At 47.4% G+C, this 26708-nt stretch carries 22 protein-coding genes; 11 read left to right on the forward strand and 11 right to left on the reverse strand.

The annotated features are described in order from the left end of the window. Window positions 1-90 precede the first annotated feature (90 nt). Window positions 91-228 (forward strand): hypothetical protein, encoded by a 138-nt coding sequence (locus GEV47_RS10505; protein WP_153234695.1) that lies wholly within the window; start codon window positions 91-93, stop codon window positions 226-228. 32 nt (window positions 229-260) lie between these two features. Here the strand turns inward: GEV47_RS10505 and GEV47_RS10510 are convergent, their stop codons facing one another. The 3 genes from GEV47_RS10510 to GEV47_RS10520 form a co-directional block, all read right to left on the reverse strand. Further along, window positions 261-2153, reverse strand: coding sequence for a potassium transporter Kup (locus tag GEV47_RS10510; protein WP_153234696.1), 1893 nt, complete (start codon window positions 2151-2153; stop codon window positions 261-263). A 104-nt stretch (window positions 2154-2257) separates the two neighbouring features. Beyond that, window positions 2258-2716, reverse strand: coding sequence for a hypothetical protein (locus GEV47_RS10515; protein ID WP_153234697.1), 459 nt, complete (start codon window positions 2714-2716; stop codon window positions 2258-2260). A gap of 192 nt (window positions 2717-2908) precedes the next feature. After that, window positions 2909-3406 (reverse strand): cupin domain-containing protein, encoded by a 498-nt coding sequence (locus tag GEV47_RS10520; protein ID WP_153234698.1) that lies wholly within the window; start codon window positions 3404-3406, stop codon window positions 2909-2911. Window positions 3407-3505: 99 nt separating this feature from the next. Between GEV47_RS10520 and parS the strand changes: the two genes are divergently transcribed. Together parS and GEV47_RS10530 are read left to right on the forward strand one after the other, a co-directional pair. Next, entirely contained in the window at window positions 3506-4063 is a 558-nt protein-coding gene (parS, locus tag GEV47_RS19790) for a type II RES/Xre toxin-antitoxin system antitoxin (protein ID WP_153234699.1), read from the forward strand. Beyond that, window positions 4060-4524 (forward strand): RES family NAD+ phosphorylase, encoded by a 465-nt coding sequence (locus GEV47_RS10530; RefSeq protein ID WP_153234700.1) that lies wholly within the window; start codon window positions 4060-4062, stop codon window positions 4522-4524. The genes parS and GEV47_RS10530 overlap by 4 nt, the downstream gene beginning before the upstream one ends. Here GEV47_RS10530 and GEV47_RS10535 read toward each other — a convergent pair whose 3' ends face one another. Together GEV47_RS10535 and GEV47_RS10540 are read right to left on the reverse strand one after the other, a co-directional pair. After that, the gene (locus GEV47_RS10535; protein ID WP_153234701.1) at window positions 4525-5505 is read right to left on the reverse strand and encodes a threo-3-hydroxy-L-aspartate ammonia-lyase; all 981 of its coding nucleotides are present in this window, start codon (window positions 5503-5505) and stop codon (window positions 4525-4527) included. 162 nt (window positions 5506-5667) lie between these two features. Continuing rightward, window positions 5668-6000 carry a hypothetical protein gene (locus tag GEV47_RS10540; protein ID WP_153234702.1) on the reverse strand — a complete coding sequence of 111 codons (333 nt, stop codon included), beginning with the start codon at window positions 5998-6000 and terminating at the stop codon, window positions 5668-5670. Window positions 6001-6178: 178 nt separating this feature from the next. Between GEV47_RS10540 and GEV47_RS10545 the strand changes: the two genes are divergently transcribed. The 3 genes from GEV47_RS10545 to GEV47_RS10555 all read left to right on the forward strand — a co-directional run bounded on the left by GEV47_RS10545 (window position 6179) and on the right by GEV47_RS10555 (window position 12008). Beyond that, the gene (locus GEV47_RS10545) at window positions 6179-7633 is read left to right on the forward strand and encodes an aminotransferase-like domain-containing protein (RefSeq protein WP_153234703.1); all 1455 of its coding nucleotides are present in this window, start codon (window positions 6179-6181) and stop codon (window positions 7631-7633) included. A gap of 396 nt (window positions 7634-8029) precedes the next feature. After that, window positions 8030-9850: an aminopeptidase P family protein gene (locus tag GEV47_RS10550; protein WP_153234704.1), complete on the forward strand. Its 1821-nt coding sequence runs from the start codon at window positions 8030-8032 to the stop codon at window positions 9848-9850. Between the two features lie 259 nt (window positions 9851-10109). Then, a complete protein-coding gene (locus GEV47_RS10555; protein ID WP_153234705.1) occupies window positions 10110-12008 on the forward strand; it encodes a potassium transporter Kup in 1899 nt (632 codons plus the stop codon). Between the two features lie 66 nt (window positions 12009-12074). On the opposite strand, the gene GEV47_RS10560 is transcribed toward GEV47_RS10555, so the two are convergent. Next, on the reverse strand, window positions 12075-12332 hold the full coding sequence (locus GEV47_RS10560; RefSeq protein ID WP_153234706.1) for a BTH_I0359 family protein: 258 nt from the start codon (window positions 12330-12332) through the stop codon (window positions 12075-12077). A gap of 289 nt (window positions 12333-12621) precedes the next feature. Here GEV47_RS10560 and GEV47_RS10565 point away from each other — a divergent pair, with 289 nt between their 5' ends. Beyond that, on the forward strand, window positions 12622-13227 hold the full coding sequence (locus GEV47_RS10565) for a tRNA-uridine aminocarboxypropyltransferase (RefSeq protein ID WP_153234707.1): 606 nt from the start codon (window positions 12622-12624) through the stop codon (window positions 13225-13227). A gap of 154 nt (window positions 13228-13381) precedes the next feature. Then, on the forward strand, window positions 13382-13753 hold the full coding sequence (locus tag GEV47_RS10570) for a response regulator (protein ID WP_194270640.1): 372 nt from the start codon (window positions 13382-13384) through the stop codon (window positions 13751-13753). Window positions 13754-13788: 35 nt separating this feature from the next. On the opposite strand, the gene GEV47_RS10575 is transcribed toward GEV47_RS10570, so the two are convergent. After that, on the reverse strand, window positions 13789-15159 hold the full coding sequence (locus GEV47_RS10575; RefSeq protein ID WP_322741610.1) for a YifB family Mg chelatase-like AAA ATPase: 1371 nt from the start codon (window positions 15157-15159) through the stop codon (window positions 13789-13791). Between the two features lie 56 nt (window positions 15160-15215). Here GEV47_RS10575 and GEV47_RS10580 point away from each other — a divergent pair, with 56 nt between their 5' ends. The 3 genes from GEV47_RS10580 to GEV47_RS10590 are packed head-to-tail and all read left to right on the forward strand — an operon-like array spanning window position 15216 to window position 21234. Beyond that, entirely contained in the window at window positions 15216-17144 is a 1929-nt protein-coding gene (locus GEV47_RS10580) for a hypothetical protein (protein WP_153234709.1), read from the forward strand. After that, complete coding sequence (locus tag GEV47_RS10585) at window positions 17141-20041, forward strand: site-specific integrase (protein ID WP_153234710.1); 2901 nt, start codon at window positions 17141-17143, stop codon at window positions 20039-20041. The genes GEV47_RS10580 and GEV47_RS10585 overlap by 4 nt, the downstream gene beginning before the upstream one ends. Then, entirely contained in the window at window positions 20038-21234 is a 1197-nt protein-coding gene (locus GEV47_RS10590) for a site-specific integrase (RefSeq protein WP_153234711.1), read from the forward strand. The genes GEV47_RS10585 and GEV47_RS10590 overlap by 4 nt, the downstream gene beginning before the upstream one ends. A 46-nt stretch (window positions 21235-21280) precedes the next feature. On the opposite strand, the gene GEV47_RS10595 is transcribed toward GEV47_RS10590, so the two are convergent. The 4 genes from GEV47_RS10595 to GEV47_RS10610 all read right to left on the reverse strand — a co-directional run bounded on the left by GEV47_RS10595 (window position 21281) and on the right by GEV47_RS10610 (window position 26636). Continuing rightward, window positions 21281-23026, reverse strand: coding sequence for a DUF4236 domain-containing protein (locus GEV47_RS10595; protein ID WP_153234712.1), 1746 nt, complete (start codon window positions 23024-23026; stop codon window positions 21281-21283). Window positions 23027-23203: 177 nt separating this feature from the next. Then, window positions 23204-24229, reverse strand: a complete 1026-nt coding sequence (gene xopAX, locus GEV47_RS10600) for a XopAX family type III secretion system effector (RefSeq protein ID WP_153234713.1) — start codon at window positions 24227-24229, stop codon at window positions 23204-23206. An 18-nt stretch (window positions 24230-24247) separates the two neighbouring features. Beyond that, entirely contained in the window at window positions 24248-25015 is a 768-nt protein-coding gene (locus GEV47_RS10605; protein ID WP_153234714.1) for a hypothetical protein, read from the reverse strand. After that, complete coding sequence (locus tag GEV47_RS10610; RefSeq protein ID WP_153234715.1) at window positions 25005-26636, reverse strand: RNA-directed DNA polymerase; 1632 nt, start codon at window positions 26634-26636, stop codon at window positions 25005-25007. The genes GEV47_RS10605 and GEV47_RS10610 overlap by 11 nt, the downstream gene beginning before the upstream one ends. Window positions 26637-26708: the final 72 nt, after the last annotated feature.

The raw sequence follows: 26708 nt of genomic DNA on the forward strand, positions 1-26708 counted from the left end.
TCAATGGAACTTGTCTAAATATTAAAGTGACAGGAACATTTTACGCGGTAGCTGGTCTGTTAGAGTGAACACTTAACCTGTGAGACCACTATGCGCTTGCTTTTCATCACTATTACCGCCCTTTTAATCGCCGCTTGTGGCCACGTTACGCCCAATAGTGATGCTAGCGGTGGCAGCAGCATCACGCCCTATGGCGTGATTGATACCGGCGTTCAGGGCAGGTTCTGATAAACATGCCCTGTTAGCTGTACTTTCCAGTCTTAAATAGCTACCTGTCGCCCAATCAAAATCACCCTGTCTTTCGGCAACCGGAAGAAATCACTGACGTGGATGGAATTGCGTTCCATGACAGTAAACATACCTTCCTGCCATTCCACTAAACCTTGTCCGTCTTCGCGTGGAATAACTTCGATATGGCCGACGTAATACACAGCATCTTTGACGTTCAGATTGGGGTTTTGTAACGCAGCTTGTTGTAATACCGCTGGGATATCTGGTTTTTCCATAAACCCAAAACGTGCCGTCGCGCGCCAATAGTTGGGCTGCACTTCGGTTAGTTTCAAGCGTTCTGCTTCATGCACCCAAGGAATGGATTCACTGATCGCGTTCACTACCAGCAGGTGTTGGTGCAAAGCGCCATTTTGTTTCACATGCCAGATCATGACGGGAGGAGTGCCATCATCGCTTCTGGATAGGAATACGCCAGTGCCCGGTACGCGCGGAATATTGCGTGCGGTAAGCGACGCCATAAACTGATCAACAGGCACGGTTTGTTCACTTACATTTTGCAGAACAGCGTTGGAGCCGCGATGCCAGACCAGCATCGTACCGAATATCAAACTTGCCAGTAATAGCGGGACATAACCGCCCTCTGCAACCTTGGTCAGATTCGCCAAGAAAAAGGCAGTGTCAACGCAGATAAAGGCACCGGCAATCGCACCGCTTCTCAATATGCCCCAGCCCCAGACCTCGCGCATGGCAATGAACAGCAGACCGGAAGTCAACAGCATGGTCGCCGCGACGGCGATACCGTAAGCAGAAGCTAAGTTGTCCGATTTGCGGAACGCCAGCGTCAGACCGACGGTAACGATCATCAGCAACCAATTGACGACGCCGACGTAAATCTGGCCATACCCTTCTTCCGACGTTTGTTTGATGCGCAAGCGTGGCAGCCAACCTAGTTGAATCGCTTGGCGTGTCATCGAGAACGCACCGGTGATGATGGATTGGCTGGCAATAATGGTGGCGACGGTGGCGAGAATCACAAACGGGATCAACAAGAAATCCGGGGCGAGGCGGAAGAAAATGTTATCGGTAGTCGGCGTGCCATCAAGCACCAGCGCGGTTTGCCCTGCATAGTTCAGCAACAGGCTAGGCAGTACCACGCCCGACCAGGCGAAGCGAATCGGCCGTGCACCAAAATGCCCCATATCGGCATACAGCGCTTCCGCACCAGTGACGCACAGGAAAACACCGCCCAGTATCAGGAAGCTGGTATAGCCATTCGAAAACAGATAGCGCAAGCCATACATCGGATTGAGTGCGGCCAGTACCGCCGGATGTTGGGCAATGCCGATGATGCCGAACACTGCCATCACCACAAACCACAGCAGCATGATGGGACCGAAAGCTTTTCCTATCTTGGCAGTGCCGAGCGGTTGAATCGCGAATAGTGCAATTAATATCGTCACTGCGGCAGGCAAGATGTAAGGCTCCACATCTGGCGTGACCAGTTTCAGTCCTTCCAGCGCCGATAACACCGAGATCGCAGGTGTGATCGCGCCATCGCCGTAAATCAGCGCGGCACCAAATAAACCGAGGGCGACGATCATTGGCCGTTTGTGCTTTTTGATGCCGAGCAAGGACATCAAAGCCAGAATTCCACCCTCGCCATCGTTGTCGATGCTCATGGCAAAGGTTACATATTTCACCGACGTGATGATGATCAATGTCCAGACAATCAGCGACAGTACGCCCAGTACCACATCATGCGTAGGGGCGCCGCCCGTCATGCCTAATACAGTTTTGAGTGTATAGAGAGGGCTAGTGCCGATATCGCCAAAAACGATACCTAGTGCGGCTAATCCTGATACGGACAGTCCGGCGCTACTGGCGTTACGAATGGGATTGCTGGAATCAGGTGAGGTCGTCATGGAGGCGAACTTTCGTGATGTAAAGCCACGGTTATAAATGAAAAACGACCCGATCGCAATTGCGGTCGGGTCGCTAAGGCAAATAAAACGCCGATTACAACAGATTAGTAGTGACCGTGCTCGACGTCGTGTACTGCATGTTTTGCGGCTTCAAGCGCATTGTGAACGTGATTCAGAGCGCGGCCTTGCAGGTCTCTTGCTTCTGGATTGTCTTCAGGTCTGGCAAGATCGTCTTCTGCTCTTTTTAGCAATTCAACGGCATGATGCAAGCGACCTGGGCGATCCAGGTTGGCATCTTCGTGCGGATGATCCCGCAAGTCTTTGCCATCAAGCCATGAAGCTTTTTTGAGTTCACCGATGGCGCGGTCGATTTCGTCGATAGCGACGTCTTCCTGGCCGCTGACGGCGGCATCGCCCGGACGACTTTCTATATTCCCACGCGCATCGCGCAGATCAGATAGCGCGTGGAGGTAACCAGGATGTTGTCCTGGAACGTCGGCATGGGCTGCGATTGGTAACACTGCTGCAAGCACGATGGCTAGTGCGGATAATTTTAATTTCATTATGATGACTCCCTGATGACATTCGAAAAATAAACATGTGGCATGGCAGAAGCGTTGAGAACTGTTAAGGAGCAGTTAAGCTGTGCCTTGCTTACAGCTTCAACGATTTGCGCGCGCAAAAGTTTACTGGATAGCCCATCAGAAGTGTAAGAAATTATTTCCATGTGGAAATTTACAACAGCAGCGGTATCATCACTTCGCGTCTGCTTCACCTTCCCAATATTCCATCGTCGCCGTTTTACGATAACCCTCACCCATCAAGCGCACTCCCACGCGGCCGGAGTCGGTATATACCACCACCTCATTCGGATTGCTTTCACCGATCATCAGGAATTTACATACGGCGGGACTGTGATTGTATAAAGAGTGGCCAGCTTTTTGGCCCGCCGGGAAGCAGCAATATTGTCCGGCATGCATCACATAGGATTTATCGTCAAGGTACAGCGTCATTTCCCCTTCCAGCAGATAGAGATGTTCTTCTTCTAACATGTGATAGTGCGTGGGGCAGGAGCGTTTTCCCGGCGCCAGCTCTTCAATTGAGACACCAACATGCGAACCGCCGCCGAAATGGCCGAGACGTCGGAACTTGCTGCCGAATTTTTCGCCCTCTGCATATTCTTCGACAGGCACTTCATCGGCGGAAAAAGGTTCGTAGATTTTGTTTTCGTTGAGTGAGGATGCTCTTGACATGGAGGTCTCTTATATATTGTTAGAAAACGAAGGAAATTTGAATGACGATTACGTAATTAACCATATGGTGTATTATTAGTTTCCAAATGGAGGTGTATTGTGAGTGTTGTAAAAAATTCGGTTGAAAAACAACATCATGTAAAAAAGCGTGTACCTGGCGTGAGTGACGCTGCGTCTAAACGCTCTGCTAAATTAACTGAAACACTTTTAAAAAAGAAGCATGTCGTGCGGCCTCGAAAAGCACACTTGACAGCTTTTTCTCGGATTGTATCAGGTGAACTCCTTGCCGGATTTGCCGCTGTTAAGTCGATTCGGGAAGGATATCCGGCGCACATATTGAAATCAGCCAGCAGCTTTTTCGATGTGCCTGATGCACGAATTCAAAGCATCGCTCAGGTTCCGGCAACAACTGCTAGTCGATTGGAGAAAAAACAGGCCAACATCGATCCTGCTGCAACAGAGCGAATATATCGCATGGGCACTGTTACACGCATGGCCATTGATGTTTTTGAAAATCAGGATGCTGCGATTAAATGGATGTGCCAACCCAATCGCACACTTGGAGGTGTTGCACCACTAGACTTAATGGACACAGAACCTGGTGCTGTGTCTGTGCGGCAGGTACTTAACGCGATTGAGACTGGTGGCGTCGCTTGAAGCTATGGCGTATTACCAACAGAAAATGGGCGCTTGATAAACTTTGCAATGGCGCACGACGCGATGGTGGGCGTTGGAATCCGATCGGTTATCCAGCCATGTATGCCGGTACCACAATAGAAATTTGTGCGTTGGAAAAGTTTGTGCATTTGGCGGGTGCAATATACCCTCCTCTCGTGCTCGTTTCTGTTGAAGTCCCGGACGACAAAAAATTATCTATTCAACCAACGCTGGCAAGTCTCCCAAAAGATTGGTCAGACTTGCCAACTCCTGCGAGTGCGCAAGAGTTTGGCCGCCAATGGCTGGCTTCGACCAATCAATTGGTAATGTTTTTGCCATCAGCAATTATTCCAGAAGCGACGAATGCAATCATCAATCCCTCGCACCCAGCGTATCAGGATGTGAAACTGACGGTGCTAAGAGAGTTTAGTTTTGATGGCAGAATGTTTGAAGTGGGGTAATTACGATATAGGTAAATCACCTTGTATCAGCTCGGCGAAGCGCATCAAATCAATATTGCCACCAGAGACAATCACACCGACTTTCTTGCCTTTCAGGTCGCATTGCTGACTAAAAGCTGCGGCGGCGCTCAGGCAACCGGTTGGCTCGACCATCATTTTCATACGGCTGGCGAAGAACTTCATGGTCTCGACTAACTCTTGGTCGCTGACAGTGAGAATGTCATCTACTCGTTGTTGTATCACTGGAAAAGTAAGTGCTCCCAGTTGCTGGGTTTGGGTACCGTCGGCAATGGTGACGGGAGTTGCAATGCGCACAATTTGCCCACTGCGGAAACTACGCTGGCCATCGTTGCCCGCTTCCGGCTCGACCCCGATCACCGTGCAATGGGGATGCATGGCTTTGGCTGCAGTGGCGGAGCCAGAGAGCAATCCGCCGCCGCCAAGTGGCACGAACAAAACGTCGAGAGCGCCGACTTCGTCGAACAATTCTTTGGCGGCCGTACCTTGGCCCGCCATTACATGTGGATGGTCGTAGGGCGGGATCAGCGTCAGGCCGCGCTCTTCGGCTAGTCGTCGGCTAATTGCATCACGGTCTTCCGTATAGCGATCAAACATGATCACTTCGCCACCGTAGCCACGGGTTGCTGCGATTTTGATCTGCGGTGCATCGGATGGCATTACGATGACTGCTTTGATGCCGAGTAAGCGTGCGGCCAGTGCAATGGCTTGCGCGTGATTACCCGACGAAAAGGCGATCACACCACGCTTTCGCTGTTCCTTAGTAAATTGAGACAAGGCATTGTAGGCGCCGCGAAATTTGAATGCGCCAGCACGCTGAAAATTTTCACATTTGAAAAATATGTTCGCGCCGGTTAACTGATCGGCGGTGGTCGATGTCATGACCGGTGTGCGATGCGCAACACTGGCGATGCGCTCATGCGCATGGACGATGTCTTCGTAAGAAATGGGTAGTTGCTGCATTTTGTGTCTTTCGTAAGTTGCGTTTTTTTATAGAGCTTAGTCACAATTAATTCGGAACAGAGTGGGTACGCCATTTTTTATTCGTGCGGAGAACCCAGCTCAGGAAGTGGTTAAATTAAGAGATGGTTACTCAAGCATACTCCTGGCATGGATGCCGTTGGCTCAATACCGCGCGGGTAAAAAATGGCGTACCCACTCTGCTCCAGCGTCACGAATTTTGTCCCACCCTCGCCATACCGACAGTGGTGCAGTGATCTGTAATGTCGCATCAGACATCACATCTACCTGCATCCAGCCAGAACGCGGTGCTACCCACTGCCCGTTTTCTGTCAACGTAACGATTTCTCGCCAGTGATATCCATCCATTTGTCTGCTATCCAGATTAATCCGTAACTTTCCACTTTGTAATGTGATCACGGTATCGGCAGCGCTGTAAAAATGGAGTGTCTGGCCAGATTTGGCTGATTTTGCTGGCATGTTTGCAAAAGTGGACATGATGAATAGCTAACTGTGATTGGAGGAGATCACAGCTTAGGCCTATCAGCAGCGCGGAAAAATAGACAGTCTGCAGCTATCTGTACCGCATCACATGCAATTTTCAGTATCTGTTATGGTTCTCTTTTGCGCATTCTGTATCTATGCGCCACAACACATTCATTGGAATATGGCAGCTATGGACAGTTCATTACAAACACCCCATCAACCACTCTATCGGCGACTGGCTGCGCATTATCTGGACGCGATCAATGCCTCGACCTTACGCGCGGGTGATCGTATGCCTTCGGTGCGAGAGCTGGTGCGCCAGCATGCAGTCAGTCTTTCCACTGCACTGCAAACTTGTCGTTTTCTGGAAAATGAAGGCTGGTTAGAGGCGCGACCGCGTTCTGGTTATTTCGTCAAGGCCGCCAAACGTTTGGCGGTGCCGGCCATTACCGAACCAGATATGCGCAAGCCGCATGATGCTGCGCAGTTTGTTGGCATTCATGAAAAAGTATCGGAAATTATCAGCAAAGGTCAGCGCAAAATTCGGATTAATTTAGGCCGTGCGGCTGGTGCACCGGAGCTGTATCCGGGCAAACAACTGAATGCCTTGGCCAGTCGTATGTTGCGACAGCGCCCAAACTTATTTTCCAAGCAGACTTCGCCCACTGGTAACAAGACCTTTAAAACTGTGCTGGCAAAGCGTGCGTTGAGCAGTGGCATGACACTTAATCCAGATGATATTTTGGTCACCTATGGCTGCATAGAAGCACTCAATCTGGCACTGCGTGCGGTGGCACAGCCGGGCGATGTGATCGCAGTGGAGTCGCCGACTTTCTATGGTTTGTTGCAAGTGATGGAAAGTCTGGGCATGCGCGCGCTGGAAATTCCGACTAGCGCGCAGACTGGGATTTCGCTGGAAGCATTGGAACTGGCGATGCGAACCACCGACAATATCAAGGCCGTAGTGGTGGTGCCGCATTTGCAAAATCCTATGGGTAGCATCATGCCGGATGCGCACAAAAGACGCCTGGTAGCGTTATGCGAAAACCACGACATCGCACTCATCGAAGATGATTCATATAGTGCTTTGGTACATGACGGTTTGCCGCTAGCATCATTGAAATCGTATGACACCACCGATAACGTGATTCATTGCGCATCGCTGCATAAAGCGCTGGCACCTGGCCTGCGTCTGGGCTGGATGACGGCGGGACGCTGGCAAGCGCGGGTTAACATGCTGAAATATGCGCAAACCCGTTATAACGACGAATGGTCGCAATCCGTTGCCGCGGAATTCATGGCGTCGCCTGCTTACGACCGACATTTACGCCAGATTCGCACCGCCTTGCGCACGCAACGCGATTTGACCGCGGATGCTATTGCCACTTATTTTCCACCAGAGACGCGCTGTAGTTTGCCCAACGGCGGTGTTTCGGTCTGGGTAGAATTGCCAACGGGATCATCATCCAAAAAAATCTTTGAAGAAGCGCTCAAGCACGGGATTCTGACTTCTCCCGGGCTGTTATTTTCTAACTCGCACCGTTACGATCATTTCATGCGCCTTAACTGCGGCATGCCTTTTACGGATGAGGTGACGCAGGCTTACGCGCAGCTTGGGCGGATAGTGCGGGATGTGGCGGGATAGCCAGATTTAACTTCGAATGGTGATGTTATTTGACCCCAGGAAGAAGCCTTTCTCTGCGTCGCAAGATAGCTGTGAAAAAATAAATGCCATTATTTCAATATTTATTGTTTGGACGATAAAACTTCTCTTATAGAAGGTATTCCGATTCCCACATCTGTTTGGCGCGGTGGTATGCTTGCCTTCCGGGCAAATTCCCTAGACGTCATTCGGAACCTACTGTGCGTCCCTATATTGCACCTGTGATGCTCTCTGTACCTGCGTACGGCCGCAGAGATTAAGCATCGTCGGCACAATTTTGAGACGCTCGCTACGGTTCGGAAAGAAGTCTGATAGACGCATAACAATAAAAACGCGCTGTTTTTGCCTTCCATATCAACGCAAATATTCAGGTTATCCATGAACTCTCCCAATTTTCCACCATCAGCAATAACTCCTCGTATTCAAAGTCTGCGTGACACTATGAAAAAGCACAAGATTGATGCCTATCTGGTGCCATCATCTGATCCGCATTTATCCGAATATTTACCAGTACGCTGGAAGGGGCGTGAATGGCTGTCTGGTTTTACCGGTTCAATGGCGAATTTGATTGTGACGGCTGATTTTGTTGGATTGTGGGCGGACAGCCGTTACTGGTCGCAAGCAGAAGCGCAACTGGCAGGTACTGGTATCGAGTTGATGAAAACCGTTTCCGGCGCGAGTCTGGCGCATCTGGAATGGCTGGGTGAGCATTTCGCTGCCGGGCAAACCGTTGCGGTTGATGGCACGGTATTGGGATTGGCACCAGCGCGAGTATTGGAAGCTGTGTTGAAAAAAAGTGGCGCAATGTTGCGCACGGATGTCGATCTGTTTAACGACATCTGGACAGACCGCCCAAGTCTTCCTATGCCACCGGTATATGAGCATCAACCACCTTACGCACAGCTATCGCGTGCCGACAAGCTACAAACATTGCGCGCAGCGATGCACGGTCATGGCGCATCAGCGCATTTCATTTCTACTTTGGACGACATCGCGTATCTGTTTAATTTACGTGGCAGTGATGTCAATTTCAATCCGATTTTTATCGCACACGCGTTGATTAATGAACAAGGTGCGACTTTGTTTGTCGCCGACGGTAAAGTGGATGCAGCGTTGCAAAAAGTACTTGCGGCGGATGGCGTTACTATTGCTCCATACGCACAGGCGACTGTGACATTGGCAGAGTTAGCTGCTGATACTACCTTGTTAATCGATCCACGTCGTATCACGCTCGGTCTGCGTCAGGCGGTTCCGGCCAACGTCAAAGTGGTGGAAGCAATTAATCCGACAACGTTTGCCAAATCACGCAAAACCGATACGGAAGCCAATCATGTGCGTTCTGCGATGGAGCAAGACGGTGCAGCGTTGTGCGAATTCTTTACCTGGTTAGAGCAGGCTGTCGAGAAGCGCGAAGAAGAAACGCTGACGGAAGTGATGATTGACAAGCAAATTACCGCCGCTCGCGCACGTCGCCCCGGTTTTGTTTCCCAAAGTTTTGCCACTATCGCCGGTTTCAACGGCAACGGCGCGATGCCGCACTACAAAGCATCCGAAGAGTCACATGCCATCATTCATGGTGAGGGTTTGTTGTTGATCGACTCAGGTGGCCAATATGTGAACGGCACTACTGATATCACGCGCATGATGCCGATCGGCCAGCCGTCGCCTGCGCAACAACGTGATTGCACCTTGGTACTCAAAGGGGTGATTGCATTGTCTAGTGCGCAATTCCCGCGCGGGATCAAATCGCCGTTGTTAGATGCTATTGCCCGTGCGCCTATGTGGGCAGAGGGCGTTGATTATGGTCACGGCACCGGTCATGGCGTGGGTTATTTCCTTAACGTTCATGAAGGCCCGCAAGTGATTTCTTACTATGCCATGCCAGAAGCACATACCGCGATGGAAGCAGGCATGATTACCTCGATTGAACCGGGTATTTATCGCCCGACACGCTGGGGTGTACGGATCGAGAATCTGGTGCTGAATCAACCTGCCGCTACGACCGAATTTGGTGAGTTCCTGCGTTTTGAAACGTTGACTCTATGCCCGATTGACACGCGTTGTCTTGATCTCAGTTTGCTACGGCAAGACGAACGTGACTGGCTTAATGCCTATCACGCGCAAGTGCGTGCACGTTTGTCGCCGCTTGTGACCGGCGATGCACAGCGTTGGTTAGAGACCAGAACGCAAGCGGTGTGATGGTGTATTGACTACTGCAGCATGCGGTGACGACGTAATGACAAAAGGCATCATTTGATGCCTTTTGCTTTTTTGCAACATAAACCGACCGGTAGCGGTTGATGGCGCGGTTAAGGTGTAAAAAAAGCGTAAAATCCCCGACTCTGCAGGATGCACAATCGATAAGTAAATTCCATTGAGCAAGAGTGTTGATAGCGCATTAAGCCTGTGTATACTGCGTTACAGGCTGTAAAAGTTTTGTAAAAACACGAAGGAAACCATGAGCAATACGCAAACAGGCAATGCCCCTTTTAGCTCTGCCCGCTTCCATGTCATCACACTGGCGGCGCTGGGAGTGGTGTTTGGTGATATCGGTACCAGCCCACTTTATGCCTTGAAAGAAAGTTTTAGCCCAGATCACGGTATCCCATTTTCTCCGGCCTCGGTGATGGGGATTATTTCCATGTTGTTCTGGTCGATCATGGTCGTGGTGACATTGAAATACATTTATTTCGTCATGCGTGCCGATAATAACGGTGAGGGTGGCGTGCTGGCCTTGATGGCATTGGCACTACGCACGGCCAAAAGTGGCTCGCGCTGGGCGCACTTTTTGATGATGCTGGGCGTTTTCGGCGCCTGTATGTTTTATGGCGACGTCGTGATTACACCGGCCATTTCAGTATTGTCAGCGGTTGAAGGTATCGAAATTGCGACGCCAGCGTTTGCCCATTTTGTGGTGCCGATTACGCTGTTGATTTTGATCGGTTTGTTTTTGATTCAAAAACATGGCACGTCAGTAGTCGGCAAATTATTCGGGCCAGTCATGTTTTTCTGGTTCATTTCATTGGGCTTGCTCGGTTTGTTTAATATCGTCAAAGCCCCGGCAATTTTAGCCGCCATCAATCCTTATTATGCTGTTGCCTTCATGGTTGAGCATGCGAAGCTGGCATTTGTGGTGCTGGGGTCGGTGGTGCTGGTGCTGACTGGGGTTGAAGCGCTCTATGCAGACATGGGACACTTCGGCATCCGCCCTATTCGCTTCGCCTGGCTCTATACGGTGATGCCGTGTTTGATGCTGTGTTATTTCGGCCAGGGAGCTAATTTGCTGGTCAATCCTGCCGCCGTATCTAATCCGTTTTATTTGATGGTACCGGATGTCTTGTTGATTCCGATGGTGGTGTTGTCGACGCTGGCGACGGTGATCGCATCGCAAGCGGTGATATCCGGCGCATTCTCGCTGACCAGTCAGGCGATACTACTGGGTTTTGTGCCTCGCATGCGAATTTTGCACACATCAGAAGATGAGCGTGGCCAGATTTATGTGCCGGTGATCAACTGGATGCTGTTGATCCTGGTGGTCGCGGTCGTCGTTGCGTTCAAAAAATCGGACAATCTGGCAGCGGCTTACGGTGTTGCTGTGACGGCCACGATGCTCATTACAACGATTTTGGCTGCAGTGGTAATGCGCAATGTGTGGAAGTGGAATCCTTATCTGGTGGCCTTGCTTATCTCGTTCTTGTTTATCGTTGATTTCGGCTTCTTTGCCGCCAATCTGATGAAAATTCCAGATGGCGGTTGGTTCACTGTGATGCTCGGCGTGATTCTGTTCTTCTTGTTGATTACCTGGTACAGCGGGCGCATGTTGTTGCGCGCGCGGACTAAAGATGAAGGGATTCCGCTGGAACCATTTATCGAAGGTTTGTTAGCGCATCCACCGTACCGGGTCGAAGGTACTGCGGTATTTTTGACCGGCAATGTGGAAACAGTCCCAGTGGCCATGTTGCACAATTTGAAGCACAATCGGATTTTGCATAAACGCGTTTTCTTTTTGAAAATCAGTGTCTGGGATGTGCCTTATGTCGCCGATGATAAGCGTCTGACGTTAAAAGAAATGGGTGGTAACGTCTTCCAGTTACGCGCTGCTTTTGGCTTTAAAGAAGATCCCGATGTGCATACTGTGATGACTTTGTGTAATACACAATTTGGTCAGGAATTTGATCTGATGGATACCTCGTTCTTCCTGGCCCGCGATACTATCGTGCCAAGCAAATTACCGGGTATGTGGGAATGGCGTGAGAAGTTATTTGCATGGATGTACGCCAATGCCGCCAAGCCATCTGATTTTTTCCATATTCCGGTGAATCGGGTCGTGGAGTTGGGGACTAAGGTTGAGATGTAGTAAGTCTTAGGCAAAAATAAAAAAGGAACCGATGGTTCCTTTTTTAGTTAGTGGAGATAAATTGGATTATTGCAATGTGACAGGTTGGCTCATCAGTGGGTCGTAATTACCGAGGAAAGCATCAATATCTTCGACACTGGGTTCCGATGCAATTAGTTCTTCAACGCCTTGGCGGAAAAATTCTGCCAACGCGCCACCGAGAAAAATTTCGCGTTTAAATGATTTGTCGACGATTTCGTAGCCGCCGAATCGCAATGCTTCGCGTTGATCGTCGGCACCAAATTCAACGACGCTGTATTGGTCACTGTTGTAGATCAGGTTCATATGCGCTCCCGGTAAAGTTAGACAGAAGGTGATGATCGTTAAGCAGTTTTCAAGTCAGCAGGTGTAAATATTCTGAAATAAACGCTCCTTCTTATAAGGCGTGAATCAAATACAAATTACACTGATGAAGAAATGATGAAGCCGTTGTTGACGTTTTATTCATGTGAACGTACCGTCGATTTCAATACTACGCCTCCACCATTTTTTGTCACGTAATAAATGTCATTTGGCAAAACGCTGTTACAGTTTTTACCATCCTCACTCACTTCCCACTGAGATTTCGCTTCAGATGTCCTCCGATCGCCAACATTGCCCGCGTTGTACACGCCCAAAAAGTCATTGCGTGTGCGCATTTATCCCCCATATGGATAGTCGTACGCGTATCTTGATACTGCAACATTCCAGTGAAGTAAAACACGCGCTTAATACTGCGCGTTTAGCTGCATTGGGTTTGTCTAATGCGACGTTGCTGGTGGGCGAGGTATTCGAGCAATTACCTGCAGTATTGGCACAAACTCAATATCAAGCTTGTTTATTATTTCCTGGCGACACGGCACTTCCTTTGATTGCGTATGCCGAGCAAGCGTGCGCGCAACCGTTGCTGTTAATTGTGCCGGACGGCACCTGGCGTAAAGCGCACAAAATACTCCATAAAAATCCGTTGCTTGCTACTCTGCCGAGAGTCGCTCTGCCTGACGGTTTGCGTTCTCGCTATCGGCTTCGCAAAGCGCCGATGGATGGCGCGGTTTCGACCCTTGAAGCGATTGTGCATGCATTGAATCAGCTGGAAGCGCCGCACAATTTCGATGCGTTGTTAGCACCATTTGAGAAGTTGATCGATGATCAAATTACGGCGATGGGCGAAGAAGTGTTTTCGCGCAATTACAGTAAATAGTTGAAATTTCTCCTATCGTTAAAACATTTCGATAATGAGAAGTAACATTCATTTTTGCCAAGTAGGGTTACCATGTATCCGGCTAGTTTCCACGCATATACTGTTTGTCGGGATAGTGTCTCCGCTCTTTTACTACCGAATAAAGAAGGTGAAAATGCAACGCGCACTCATTATCGATAAGCATCCGTTGGTACGCTTGGCACTATATGATCTTTTGACTAATGAAGATTTTACCGAAATTTCAGAAGCAAATTGCAATGAGGATGTGCTTAAACATGCTCATCAGTTGCGACCAGAATTGATCATCATGGGAATTAATCAGTATGCGGAACTGATCCTATTGCAGAAACTCACTTTTTTACCTATTACGTCCAAAATTCTCGTGTACACAGCGGTATCAAAGGCGCATTTTTATGAGCATAATTTAGTCGCAAGTGTTGCCGCCATCATTTGCAAAACAGAACAATTATCTGCAATGAGAGATGCCATCAGAGGTGCCGCTCTGGATGGTCGCCGCATACATTAAGTTTCTTTCTCAACCGTCGCGAGATGTCTCTGACATTACTTTTCGCGCAAGGCCCGCCTATATTGAATAGCCTCCGCAACATGGGCTTTGGCAATATCCTTCACCCCAGCCAGATCAGCAATTGTGCGCGCCACTTTCAGCACGCGATGATAACCTCGTGCTGACCAATTGAGATGTGTCATCGCCGTCTGTAGTAGTTTTTCTCCTGCAGTATCGGGTTTGCAGAAGGCGTCAATTTCGTTAGTGGACAGTGCCTGATTTGCCTTGCCTTGACGCGTTAATTGTCTTGCATATGCCTGTTCAACGCGATTGGCGATGATGGCAGAAGGTTCGCCATCGGCCTGTCTTTGCAGTTCATCATGGCTTAACGAGCCGACTTGAATTTGCATGTCGATGCGATCTAACAACGGCCCGGAAATTTTGTCCTGATAACGCGCGATGTTGTCGGGTGTGCAGCGGCATTTATTGGAAGCATGTCCCAAATAACCGCAGGGACAAGGATTCATTGCGGCGATCAGTTGAAAGCATGCAGGGAAATCGGCTTGACGGGCGGCGCGTGAAATCGTGATGTGACCCGACTCCAACGGTTCGCGCAGCACTTCTAATACGCGCCGATCAAATTCCGGCAATTCATCTAAAAATAAAACACCACGATGTGCCAATGAAATCTCACCCGGACGCGGCGTGCCGCCACCGCCGACCAAAGCGATACCGGACGCAGTGTGATGCGGCGATCGATAGGGCCTTACCTTCCACTGCTTACTGGAAAAGCCGCTGGTAAGAGATTGAACGGCAGCAGATTCCAATGCTTCCCGATCTGTCATCGGTGGCAAAATGCCCGGGAAGCGAGACGCCAACATCGATTTTCCCGTGCCTGGCGGCCCCACCAGTAAGGCACTATGATTTCCGGCCGCAGCAACTTCCAAAGCACGTTTCGCTTGCAGTTGCCCTTTTACATCGTTGAAGTCTGGATAGCGTGGCGCATGTGTTTGTGGAGCGGGAATGTGACGAACTAAGCGACCGCTACTTTCATGCGCAGAAAAGTGAGCACATACCTGCAGCAAAGAATCGGCAGGAAATATTGCTGCATCAGTGACCAATGCCGCTTCGTCTGCATTGTCGCGTGGCAGGATGAAGGCGCGTTGTGATCGTTGCGAGTTTGATGCGGTTGACGATGAAGTCATGGCAAACGTCATGGCCAATGCACCGCGTATCGGACGTAATTTACCCGATAAAGAAAGTTCGCCGGCAAATTCATATTGATCAAGTTCACCGCCGGGCATTTGATCCGATGCGGCCAGAATACCAAGCGCAATCGGTAAATCAAAACGGCCCGATTCTTTTGGTAAATCGGCGGGCGCTAAATTGACGGTAGTACTTAAGGTAGTATTAACAAAATGAATCACACAGATTCGGCCCTAGGAACAGTGCCGACACGCTCAACTCGCCTACCAGGTGTAACGTGAATAGACTATTAAAAGTTGAAACGGTTAAAACTAGCCACGGCAAGGAACGCAAGACGACTTATCAATTCGATTTCACCTTATTTGGGTGCACTTCTTCAAACTGGCTCGGCATAGTACTGCAGAACATGGCTGCGCGTTCTTTAGTGTCGTCGATGCAGACACCAGATTTTCGCCTTTTTCGTCTGTTGCTCGAAGAGTTAAAGAACAACATCATTTGTAGAAATATTTACACGAAATATCCAGGCAATGTCACCCGTAAGGACATGCACATTTTGTTTGCGCAAATGGAAAATTGCCTAGAAGATAATTTTAACTGGGGGCCGGCAGTGAAAGCGAGGGCATCGATGCATTTTCGCCGATCAATGATTGATGAAATACCGGACGGTGCATTCGGAGAGTCACTAAGCCGGCACAATCTTTCATTTCAAACGAAACTCACTGGTCGTCACCCTCCCAGGGCGACATTAAGTGAAATGGATGTTTGTCCTGATGGATCCGGTCTTTCCCCCATTGACGCAATTCCGCATACAAATGTGCGTGATCTTAGGAGCCAGATATCTCAACGGTTAGATTTAGACTTAAACAAACTCATAAACATTTGTATTTCGGAAATAGATTTTTGGGCCGAAACCAGGAAAAAACTTGTCGATCTAGGAAGTCGGCGTTACAGCAAGTTGGAGCTAGCCGTGGCTTGCAATTTTCTAAAATACGGCGCGGACACACATCGCAACATACGGATAGTCGGTAGCATTAAACCCAGGCGTCTTATTGGGGCCTGTGCACAAGTTTGCCAAGATAAAGAGTTAGTCAAAGCAGGTTTCGTAAAATTGCGTGGAATGCCGTTAGCAATAGGATCCAATGTGCTTGAAATCCTTGGACTTGATAAAGAGCAAGTTCATAAAGTTCCGGCGGCGCAGATTCTGCAATTACCGCTGAGAGTACATTATTACGAAATCGCTGCCGCGTTTGTTTTACTTTTGGCCAATACAGCGTGGAACGCGAATTCGCTCAGACAGATGCCCGTAACCTGCATTCAGCGCGTGAAGAATGGATTTGTTATACAGGGTTTTAAACGAAAAACAGGACAGCATACTCCCGAGGTTTTCATCGATTCTGCCAACAAAGGAGGAATTCAGGCTCTGGAATTGATTCTCTGGAATCACGCGCAACTAAAAAGCTTCGGTTTTATAGCTGAGAACGACCACAATTGTTGGTATGCCTGGCCGAGGTCTAGGATAAAGCATCAAACCGAAGCAATCGAGGATTTAGGTAGGGCCATAAAATTATGGGTATCAAAGTATGGTATTCGCCGCTTTAGCTTAGATCAAATACGTACTCATATGCTCGTAAGGATTGCGGTCAGCCATGGCACAGCTGAGGCTGCTCGGGCCGTTGCTGGGCATTCTTCGATTTCCACAACGGGTAGCTACCTTGATCAATTCTTGACCAATTTATTGAGCAAGAGCATAAACCTCGAATTTCAAAGACGCATCGAGGCTCAAGTAGCATTTAATTCAGAAGCGACATCGTTACAGCCAGAAACAACTGACAACGAAGTGAGGCCTCATTCTTCACTCTTTAAGTCGGTTGGAGATGGTACGACATGCTCGAACCCTCGCAATCCGCCAAATCCCAGTTGGCTGTCAGACTCTCAGTGCGACGCAAGAAGTTGCCACTTAGACGGTGGGTGCACAAACAATCGTATAGAAATTACGAAAGATCGATTAGAAGAAATTGTTAGATTAAATTTTTACTATCAAAATCATTGGAGGCATCTATATCAAGAAAATTCAGAAAAATTCGAAAAATTTCACGGACAGGCCATTCTCTTCAACTCAGCATTATTCGAGTATCTGAAGAGTAGCGTTTTGCAGTCTGTTATTACGGCTTTGGAAGAAAAAATAAAAAGAGAAATTGCCTCATGACCCCGAACGCAGGAATTCGTCAGAACGATCAAAGAAAAATATCTTGCGCCGATATTAGAGAAGAGCTATTTCATGCGGATCTGACACTCAGTAACGATTGGGTGCTTGGATTGAAACGATTGGAGGCTAGACCCGATGAAAATCAATATTGGCGTTTCGATTTTAAGAACGCTCGACTCCCAGCAAATTCATTGTTTCCTTACGTGCAGAGATTCAGTGACCGTACTGAGCTAATAAAAACGGTATGTCTGGTGATGCAGCGATATCTATTGCGAAGCACGAACTCGAAAGAGCGTACTAACAGGGCGAAGACGACTTTGCATAACACCTTGATGGTGATTGAATTTCTTTGGATGCAAAACGCACTTAGCCTCAGCTCAGTAGTCCCAGAGAATTTCAATTCTTTACCAGAAAAATTAGCAAAGAATGGGTGGTATAGCGCGCTCGAAATATTGGAGCGAGCTAAAAATATTCAGCCTGCAAAAATGAAAAAACTCATCAAGGCCAGAACTGCCACAGAGAATTTTGAGGGAGGAGGAGCCAAGCAGTTTGATCTGCAAGAAGCTCTTGGGACTAACTGTAACAATGTCCTATCTTTTTTGAGAAAAAATGAAAATAAAGCCAGCCACAAAACTTCCAAAATTTTTAGTTCGCTTCCTGATGGACATGCCTCGGCAAGGACGATCACAGATAAGCTGACAATAATAAATCTACTTTACGACATTGGTCCGGAAAATGGGCTTTCGTTTCCCCCATTTGAAAAACCAGAAGCTACTGGAAATAAATTCGGAAGACCTAAGTCTCGAACTGCGAATATTCCGGTTGATATTGCCGCCAAAATAATTTCAACGGCTTATTTGTGGGTGTCTGAATACGGTTCAATCGTAGCAGAATTACTAGAAGAAGTTAGTGAAGAGGTAATCGCCGGTCGAACGCTAACTCGGAAATGGTTGGGCAGGCGACTGAAGGTATTCTTCGATAGATCCTCGAAAAGGAAGGAAGCATGTGCTGTCTTACCGTTCCCAATTGAGCTACTCGATTTTGGTCGACTCGACACGAAAGGGAAAAATTCATTGCGCGAAGCGGTACTTTGCACGATGACTAGTTGTTTCGTCGTGATCGCAACAATGAATGCTCGCCGCAAAGACGAAATATTGCATCGAAAATTCGGCCTTCGTGTAGGCGATTTGCGAATGCTTAGTGAAGATCACTCCCTGTTTGAAGTGGATTTTTATATCGAAAAAACGTATCGACGACGTGTCCCGTTCTATGTCAATCAGCTTACGGCGGATGCGATCAAACTATTAGAGCGAATAGAGAGGGCTTTTCACCGCATCGATATTAGCGTGCCTGCCGATGACATAGTAAGGACTGGCATAGCTGATCGAAGCCTATTTTCTTACCGCAGATTTAGCTTGATGAAAGGTGTGGGGAAAACCAGAAAGTGGTATGACTTCCAAGCTTATGCTCACGAGTCAGATGCAAGTAAATTCTTGGAACTGGCGTTAGCAGGGAGTAAAAAAATAGGAATCAGCGCGCACATGTTTCGTCGGATGTATGCGCTAGTTTTTTATTATCAGTATGAGAATGCAGATTTATTGGCATTGATGTATCAGCTGGGGCATCGAAATTTGGAGTCAACACTGATTTATGTTACGGATCCAGATTCGCGCCCAGAATTAGAGAAAATTAGTGCGGTCATGGACATTTCGACGACGGAAATGCAGCGTGCTAGAAGACAGCACTTGGCGATAGTAGAAGAAGAATTGGCTGAGGTAGGATTTGAAAAACATGCGGAAGACGTTTTCAATATCTTATCTGGAAAAATTTATGCCGGCGGTTATGCAAAATATGTCCGGAGGATAAGCACTCGTTTTAGCCAATCAGTGCGGATTGATGTCCGTAGCGAGGATGCAATACTAGCCGCGGTGAAGCAGCGCGGACATTTTCCTCGCCCCATGCAGCATGGTCAATGTATGGCAGGCAGGACATTGGCAATTCAATCGGCTCGATGTATAACGAAGGAAAAAGATCGGCTGCAGAGAGAGCTTGCCGGTGTAGAAATGTGTTCAAATTGTATTTTTCATCTTACGTCTCCTGCGTACTTGAAAAGTATGGATTTGGATCTTGAGCGACAAAAAGAAGAAGTTGATTTAATTACTCCCGACTCTCTAATATTTGAGCAAAGAAAAAGAGAAGTAGAAAATCTCGAAAGAGCTATTAATTTATTAAAAATTCGCTTTGTCAATACACCCCCTTTGTTAACTCGATGGGCAATGAGGATGGCAATGAAGAAGTCAAACAAGAAGCCAAGCGTGGCATATCGGAATCAAGCAGCGGCCGAAGAAAATATCCTAAGAAAATCTAAAATATTAGATGACGCATTGATCGGTGCCCGCGAGTCGATAGCTACCTATCCTCTATCGACTACACTTGTTCGACACGATGGAATGCCCATCAGCTATCCAAAAACCCTGCGCCAATTTAATCTGTGGGACGAAGTAAAAGGTCCATTTTTTCAGGGCCTAGATGCCATGCGAGTCGTTAGAAATTCAAATGAAACTCTTAGACGATATCCTTTGCATAAAAAGCATATCGAGATCATTCTTTTTTCGTTGAACGAATTGTCTGCCGACCGTTCCACGGTATCTAGACGTAACCCATTTCGTGTGCTGAAAAATAAGCTCGAGGAATCTGAACGTTTGAGGCAGCTGCTTGAGTTAGAACCACTAGAGTTAAACAGGGACTTTCGACAATTAGACGTTCAAAAATGTAGTTTGCAGCAGGAGCTTCTGCAACTAAGGCAGTCCTTTCAAAGTGAAATTTTGAAGGCCCGCGCTGCAGGACCTCGTACTTCTTCTCGTCGTTCGGCAACTATCTCGAAACTCCAAAAATGAAAAACAATGGGTTAGCGCCATGTTCATGGATAAAATTTTCTTGGCATGAAATTGATGGCAAAGACTATTTAATAGCTTACGATTTGGAAAATTATGAGCTTATAAAACCACTTATTGACTACGCCCTTCATTTATCTGATAAGCAGATGTTGGATCCGAAGACCGTTCGAAATGAAATGGTATTTTTGAAAGCTTTTTTTAAATTTTTAGGACCTAATGGAGTTTTGGTAAATGTCACTGACAGTACATTGATTGCGTTTAGAGACGACGAACTTGCTAAGATTGTCTGTAGCTGCAATTCCAGAGGCGATGATTTTATTAGCAAGCGTACTGTCAATTTGAAGCTTCGAAGAGTTTATTATTTTTTGAGTTGGTGCCAAGAGTCCAAAAAAATTCCTCCTGGAAGTATTGGTCAGAGTGGCTGTAAGGTTACTGCCAATTTTCAATGTCTCTCCCCGTATGCACCGTTCTCTGTCAGTCGTTTACGGCTTAAAAAAGTTCATTTCCCAGTTCTATTTCGAAAAGCAGGCGGTGCTTCAACAAATCGACCAAGACATTTTGCAACGGAGGACGAAAAAATTAAGCTGCATGAATATTTTCGAATGAACGGAACGGAATTTACTTTCATGAGGAATGTTCTTCTTATGGAGATTGCAGACAGAGCAGGATTGAGACGGGGATCAATCAACGCGCTCACGTGCAGGCAATTTGATCCTGATTATTCAACGATAACTTCTACCGAAACACTCGAAATATGTCCAAGTCAACAGAAATTTGGGAGTAGAAATATCTACAGAGTTGAATTTGACTTGAGACTTCGTGTGAATGCCTTCATAAAATCTTTTCGCGCCCAGTTTTTACGGGATATGGGTTGGAATGAGGACCGTACCGGCGATTGCATTTTTATTTCTGCCCGTGACGGCCGGCCTCTGACTGTTCAAGCCATTTCGGCAATTTTTGGGAAGGCGTTTAAGGCTATTGGCGCTCCCCATGGAGCAGGAATTCATTCATTTCGTCGAAAATATGCGGACGGTAAAGTGGAAAAAGAAATTCGAGCTCGAATAAGGCTTGGTCTTGATACTAGTGTCGCTTCTGTTGCGGCGTCAGTTGCGATAGAGATGGGACACTCCAATCCAGACTCAATCACCTCTTACGTGAATCGTGCTCAATCTCGAATGTTAGTAGAAAAATAGAGTCTGTTGACTGTCACTGAATTAGGTGGCTATATTCTCGTTGCTACTAGTTTGAACCAGTCTCCACGATTTGCCTGAGCGTAGCTTTCTGGCTGGCATACCAGCTCACGATACAGTCTCGATTGTGACAATTCCTCTCGCGATAATTCCATGCCTTCCGGGTGCGTTCCTTGAAGGAAACCTGATCGGTGACCGCGGCCTTTGCTTTGGCAAATACGCTCGCCAGTTCGAGGTCGTCCGCCGCTAATTCGCGGTCACCGCAAATCAGACGTTCTGCGTCTGAGCGGGCCTTGGTGCAATCGAAGCTGGTTTGAAGGGTGGGGTGCGGAGTCGAATCTGATCCAATTGCTTCAGCAGTACTAATTTTCATACCATTTGAATTGGCCCATGCAACCAAGGGAGTCGAGGCGATCGGCGTGTCACTCCAGACGAAACCATTGGCAACCATCTTGTTGGAAGTGAAATCGGATGATTCTTTATAGATCACATCCCCCTTCCCCGTTGCTTCATTAATTGCAAAAGCCGCATTATCCGAATCACAAAAATGAGCCTTACAACCATCTCCAAAGTAGTAGCCATCCTTCGATTGAATTCCATCTGCATTGGTAACTGCTAGGCGATCGGCGATCTTCCTCCATTCATTAGGTGAAACATCATTAAATGCAGCCCTGAATCGACGATCATTCACCACGTCAGAAGGATATTTTCCAATCAGCCATTTGAAATCGATCTGTGATCGATGAGGTGTTGAGGACTTAACGGGCACAGATGCCGAAATCTGCAATGTGGGCTTGTTGTCGTCTCGGACGTTCTTATCAACTGGATTTGAATTTTCCGATGAAATCAATGCCGCTCGCCCTATATCCTGCGGGCGATAGACGACGACAATCAACGCAAGCACCACAGTGATTCCCGCAAGCATCAATGCTTTAATGTGAACCGTATCCTTGGAATTCGGTACAACCGGACGTGGTGAGATTTCGTTCGTTACCAATGAATCAAACTTGGTATTCGCTTCAGTAATCTCAGCCAGCACCGAAACCTTCTTTTTTTCAAAAGATTTAAGCTTGTAGATACCATATAGGGCCGAGCCCACAATCAGAGTCGGTCCAAAGGTGAAATTCCCCATTAAAAGGAATAAGCACCCGAGAAGACTTAACAGAAATGGCCAAAAAAAAGAGGGGGATATTGGCCATGCCAACACTTTATTCCACAGCGAGGTTGCCGCTTCGTCCAACTCGCTACGATCACCCTGGTGATCTTCGCACTTCCTCTCTATCTCATAAAGTGCGATCATCGCCTTTTCCTTTTCGACTAGCGATATTGTTCCGATATCCACTGCTAGCTTAATAGCTTTGGTAGTCACCTCAAATTCTCGGGTAAGACTCCCGAGAAATTCCTGATGGTCCTCAAGTGTTACAGCGTCTGCGAGGTTTTCCGCGACGACATAGGCACCATGCGAGATGAAGTATTGCCGAAGCGCCTTTGTCGTTCGATTTTGTACTTGTGTCACAAAATCTCGCGTTACCTGCTCCCGTTTTGACAGTCGATCCGTACTGGCAGAGTCAATATGTTGGCTGGCCGAGACAGCAGAGCGAATAGGTCTTGCTGTTCTGCGAGCATTCAGGTTCTGGGTATGGCGAATTCCCGTTCCGGGAATGCTCGTGGTAAGACGTCCACGAGTGTTATAGGTAAGCCCTTTCCCACCGATTGAGGTACTTATACCGCTCTTGCTCAAATTTATCCGCACACCGGGTACTATTTTTATAGTTCTCCTGAAGCTCCACCCCATTTTCGCCCCCTTTATTTTCAATTCAAACAGACTAAATGTTATGTGCGTGGATAACGTCCGTAGATAGTCGGTTGTTATTCCTCAAAGGCGATTTAGTCGCGATAAAATCTGAGGCTGTATATATGACTGAGTTTGAACCAATACGCACAAAAAATGATTGGCAAACTCGACTAGTACTTACAACATTTTTTGTCTATTCAGATTTCCAGTCATTTGGATCAGGAATTTGGTTGCTTCATGCGGGGTCTGATCATGTCGTGCGCGTCCCTCAAAATAAAGAGCACATAGTCCGACAAATATCGAAGGTTCAACCCTGTAAGGTGAATTGTGATCGTATTCAAGAAATCCCATGGATTCGAGTGTCTCGATTGCGCTCGGGATTTCTTTTAACTCGCATTCGTTTTGACCTATATTCGACAATGCGGCAGATTCGATATCGTTAATAGAGAGTTCTCGCTCGCCTTCTAGTGCGGCACCGAGCACGGTTAGTACAATATTTTGTGCGCCAATTTCCAACTCTTGTATCTCGCGTTGAGCCATTTTCAGAACTTCGTCGTCTTTGCAAAGAAGGAGCGTACAAATAGCATCAATCTCGTTATCTTCCATCTGCAGGAATGACATTGCCTCTCTTGGAGTGACGTGTTTAATTTTAAGCGAGTCGATTTTTCCACTTGTTAATTCCACGGTGATTGCGCTGACGAGCTTTCGGTGTTTAAGCATGTCAAAGCCACTTATTACCCACCACTCATCTATGTTTGCATGCCGTTCCGCTTCAAACGCTTGCCGCTTTAAAGTTGCGGTGATTGATTCGCCACCCCCCTTTACTTTCGTCGCATTATTGTCGGCTTCCTTATTCGATTTGATTTGAAATCCTATCCTTTGCGTGTTTCCAGCGTCGTTCTCGAAACGTAATCTGACATCGACACCATGGTCTCGTATGTATTGCGTTGGTACCACCTCTGTGCCATATCGTCTAAATGATTCCAAGATAACTTCAATCTTTTCTGCCCATGCCGTCTCTAACCAGTCGTGGCTTGCACGTTCATTTGAGAAGAATTCCTTAGTGTCGCTCGCCTTAATTCCTCTCGTCCTCCCTATCAATTCGGACAAGATATCAAGCGGCGTGTATTCAGCATTGGTAATTCTCATATACTCGACCTTAAATTGAACGACATAGCTATGCTGAGACAACTGTTGATCCATGAAGGCTGAAATTTTGGATTAATGATTTGAGTCGAATTTATGGAAATTGTGATCTCCGACCATTGAAGAGAACAGTTCGAGAAGCTCTACTTTTGATCTACCTGCTCCAATAACACCGATGATTTTTCTGAAAGGAAACCTGATGATACGATTCAAACGAGGATTCATCAAAATTCCCTCAGACCATTCTGGTGTATCGTTCTCTACCGATGATGCGTAGCCAAGAAGCCAATACATAATAATTTGTCGATAGTCAGACGATGAAAAATGTCTGCCAGTGCATTTAACTTCGATTAGTTTTGTTCCAATCGAAAAATCACCTGTACCTGATGCGATCCATTGGTAGCCCGGTATAGCTGGCGAATGAACGAGCGATTCAGTATCAGAGCCCGAGTTCATCTTGCTTAGCATAGCGACCAGATTTCGGGACACCCATTCGGCGGCAACTTTATCCGCCGGCGATAGTGATACAGGAATCTTTGCGTCGAAGTGCCTCTGTTGTCTGGAGACTGCTACATCCAGGCATGTATCCCAAACAATGTGACCTTCTTTCTTTAGCAACTGTTCGGCAGCCGCGACAGCAATTTCAAACAACATCGCTCGTTCCAAACTACTACCGGCAATAAGGTTGGCAGGCAAAGGTGCGCAGCCAGCTACGGGATTAGATTCGCGATTGAAACTTGCTACGACACCCGGTGAAAGTTGTGGGAAAAGAGCATCAAATATTCCTGGAATATCGCGTGCAACAGTTCTGGGGTCGTTTGCGGAGATTTTCTTATTTGACATTTTCTGCCCACTTAACATAAATGGATGAAAACGTTTGCTTGCCTTTGCGTTCAATTCCCAATGCCCAGGCCTGGGGGAGGCTGTTGATAACTTGTTTGCGGAATTTTTCGCCATCGTCACCGAGTTCTGCAGCTGTCAACCAAAGCATTCGTTGTTCCTCAGTAGACAAGGTTTGCCATTTGTTTCGCAATCGGATGAAGGCATCACGGTCACGCCAATGTCGCCAACAATCGACACATGCGCGTTTGACAGTCTCCGATTGGGCCGAACCATAAAGATGCAGCAGATATTCGGCACGGGACTGCGTTTGCCTAAACCGAATGGTCCTAAGATAATGTAGGCAATTCGCCTCTGCCAAAAGCAAGTGAGGTGAATGGGTGGGAATGATATCAAGTAGTTTATCCACCCTATCGAAAATATCTTTGAATATTTCATCAGTCCGCAACGCGGCGACGCCTTTCATTATTTTTGACCACGAACCTCGAAAAGCATGCAAATTGGTCGGGGCAAGAAGGGTTCTGCAAAGTTCCAAGGCAGTTTTTGGCTCATGCAGCTTTAATGTTCTTCCAATTTGCGCAACAACGAACGTGTCCGGCTGACCTTTTTTGAGCTCAAGCTCGAGGATGGCACTAATTTCCAAGGTCTCGACGGTTTCTTTCAGCTCCTGGTAATCCGAGTCAGCAGTGTCAGAATAGGGATCGAAGTGAAGGTCAATATCGCGGAGCTTGTTTGCTTCTTCCCCTGAGCCACCAAGTTGCGTACGTACGTAATCAATGTAGTGCTTGCCGGTTAGCACCGTGGTTTTCGTTCTATTAAGGGTCAGCCCGTAGTCAGCCAATGCATGCGATAGAACAGAGAGCGCACGATAGGCTTCGGCATGTGTTGCCGTAATCAATACAAAATCGTCAACGTACCTACGCCATTGGATCTTCGCGTTGGTAAGGGTGCGATCAATTGATGCCATTAACAATTCAGCGAGAATACGCGAACATTGACCGCCGATTGGTAAACCAAACGATCTCCCAGAGGAAAATTTGTTCAGAAGCCGATCAATTTGAGTGGGGATGGTCGATCCACTTTGAAAAAGATCTGCGATACAGTTTTCCAGGCGATGGTGGTAAATATGTTCGTAAAAGCTTGAAATATCAGTTTGAACGACAATCGCTTTATCGCCGAAGGCCTCGCAATCGGCAATACTTGCTTCTCGAAACGAGCGCCAAGATGAGTCCCGATCGAAGAGACTTTCCCCTTGTGCCTTGAATCTGTAGGCATGAGCACGGTTGCTTCGAGTAGGCTCATGCAATTCCGCAATTGCAATTCCCAGGCCATTGAAATAGATATTCCAAAACGGGTGCACTTTCGTTGCAATGCGAAATCCAGAAATTCCAGAAGGAACCAGTAGTCGCTCACAAAATATTTGCAAAGAATTTATAGCATTGTTTGCGAAGCCTTTATTACCTGATTCCATTTCCTCGGAAAACGTAAATGCCAATTTCGCCAAGCTGTCCTGATTGTCAGCGATGAATCGTGTGTCGATATCAAATGGCAAGGTATCGTTGTCGCCATGGGCGCCAATGTCCGCCGCTGCGCGCTCAAAATGTTCCAGCCTTACGTTCGACATTTTCGTAGCTCTGGACTTCCCCTAATTCAGTAGACATTTAATAATGTCGAAACTGAAAAGAGGAACGAGCAA

The sequence above is a fragment of the Glaciimonas soli genome, from assembly GCF_009497155.1.
In the GTDB taxonomy this organism is placed as follows: Bacteria; Pseudomonadota; Gammaproteobacteria; order Burkholderiales; family Burkholderiaceae_D; genus Glaciimonas; species Glaciimonas soli.

Excerpts from the sequence above, each read along its gene's own strand:
- GEV47_RS10510 (WP_153234696.1), bottom strand. The coding sequence starts at position 2,153 with ATGACGACCTCACCTGATTCCAGCAATCCCATTCGTAACGCCAGTAGC.
- GEV47_RS10505 (WP_153234695.1), top strand. The coding sequence starts at position 91 with ATGCGCTTGCTTTTCATCACTATTACCGCCCTTTTAATCGCCGCTTGT.
- GEV47_RS10570 (WP_194270640.1), top strand. The coding sequence starts at position 13,382 with ATGCAACGCGCACTCATTATCGATAAGCATCCGTTGGTACGCTTGGCA.
- GEV47_RS10590 (WP_153234711.1), top strand. The coding sequence starts at position 20,038 with ATGAAAAACAATGGGTTAGCGCCATGTTCATGGATAAAATTTTCTTGG.
- GEV47_RS10515 (WP_153234697.1), bottom strand. The coding sequence starts at position 2,716 with ATGAAATTAAAATTATCCGCACTAGCCATCGTGCTTGCAGCAGTGTTA.
- GEV47_RS10585 (WP_153234710.1), top strand. The coding sequence starts at position 17,141 with ATGACCCCGAACGCAGGAATTCGTCAGAACGATCAAAGAAAAATATCT.
- GEV47_RS10520 (WP_153234698.1), bottom strand. The coding sequence starts at position 3,406 with ATGTCAAGAGCATCCTCACTCAACGAAAACAAAATCTACGAACCTTTT.
- GEV47_RS10595 (WP_153234712.1), bottom strand. The coding sequence starts at position 23,026 with ATGGGGTGGAGCTTCAGGAGAACTATAAAAATAGTACCCGGTGTGCGG.
- GEV47_RS10540 (WP_153234702.1), bottom strand. The coding sequence starts at position 6,000 with ATGTCCACTTTTGCAAACATGCCAGCAAAATCAGCCAAATCTGGCCAG.
- GEV47_RS10565 (WP_153234707.1), top strand. The coding sequence starts at position 12,622 with ATGTCCTCCGATCGCCAACATTGCCCGCGTTGTACACGCCCAAAAAGT.
- GEV47_RS10535 (WP_153234701.1), bottom strand. The coding sequence starts at position 5,505 with ATGCAGCAACTACCCATTTCTTACGAAGACATCGTCCATGCGCATGAG.
- GEV47_RS10545 (WP_153234703.1), top strand. The coding sequence starts at position 6,179 with ATGGACAGTTCATTACAAACACCCCATCAACCACTCTATCGGCGACTG.
- GEV47_RS10555 (WP_153234705.1), top strand. The coding sequence starts at position 10,110 with ATGAGCAATACGCAAACAGGCAATGCCCCTTTTAGCTCTGCCCGCTTC.
- GEV47_RS10605 (WP_153234714.1), bottom strand. The coding sequence starts at position 25,015 with ATGTCAAATAAGAAAATCTCCGCAAACGACCCCAGAACTGTTGCACGC.
- GEV47_RS10610 (WP_153234715.1), bottom strand. The coding sequence starts at position 26,636 with ATGTCGAACGTAAGGCTGGAACATTTTGAGCGCGCAGCGGCGGACATT.
- xopAX (WP_153234713.1), bottom strand. The coding sequence starts at position 24,229 with ATGGATCAACAGTTGTCTCAGCATAGCTATGTCGTTCAATTTAAGGTC.
- GEV47_RS10550 (WP_153234704.1), top strand. The coding sequence starts at position 8,030 with ATGAACTCTCCCAATTTTCCACCATCAGCAATAACTCCTCGTATTCAA.
- GEV47_RS10560 (WP_153234706.1), bottom strand. The coding sequence starts at position 12,332 with ATGAACCTGATCTACAACAGTGACCAATACAGCGTCGTTGAATTTGGT.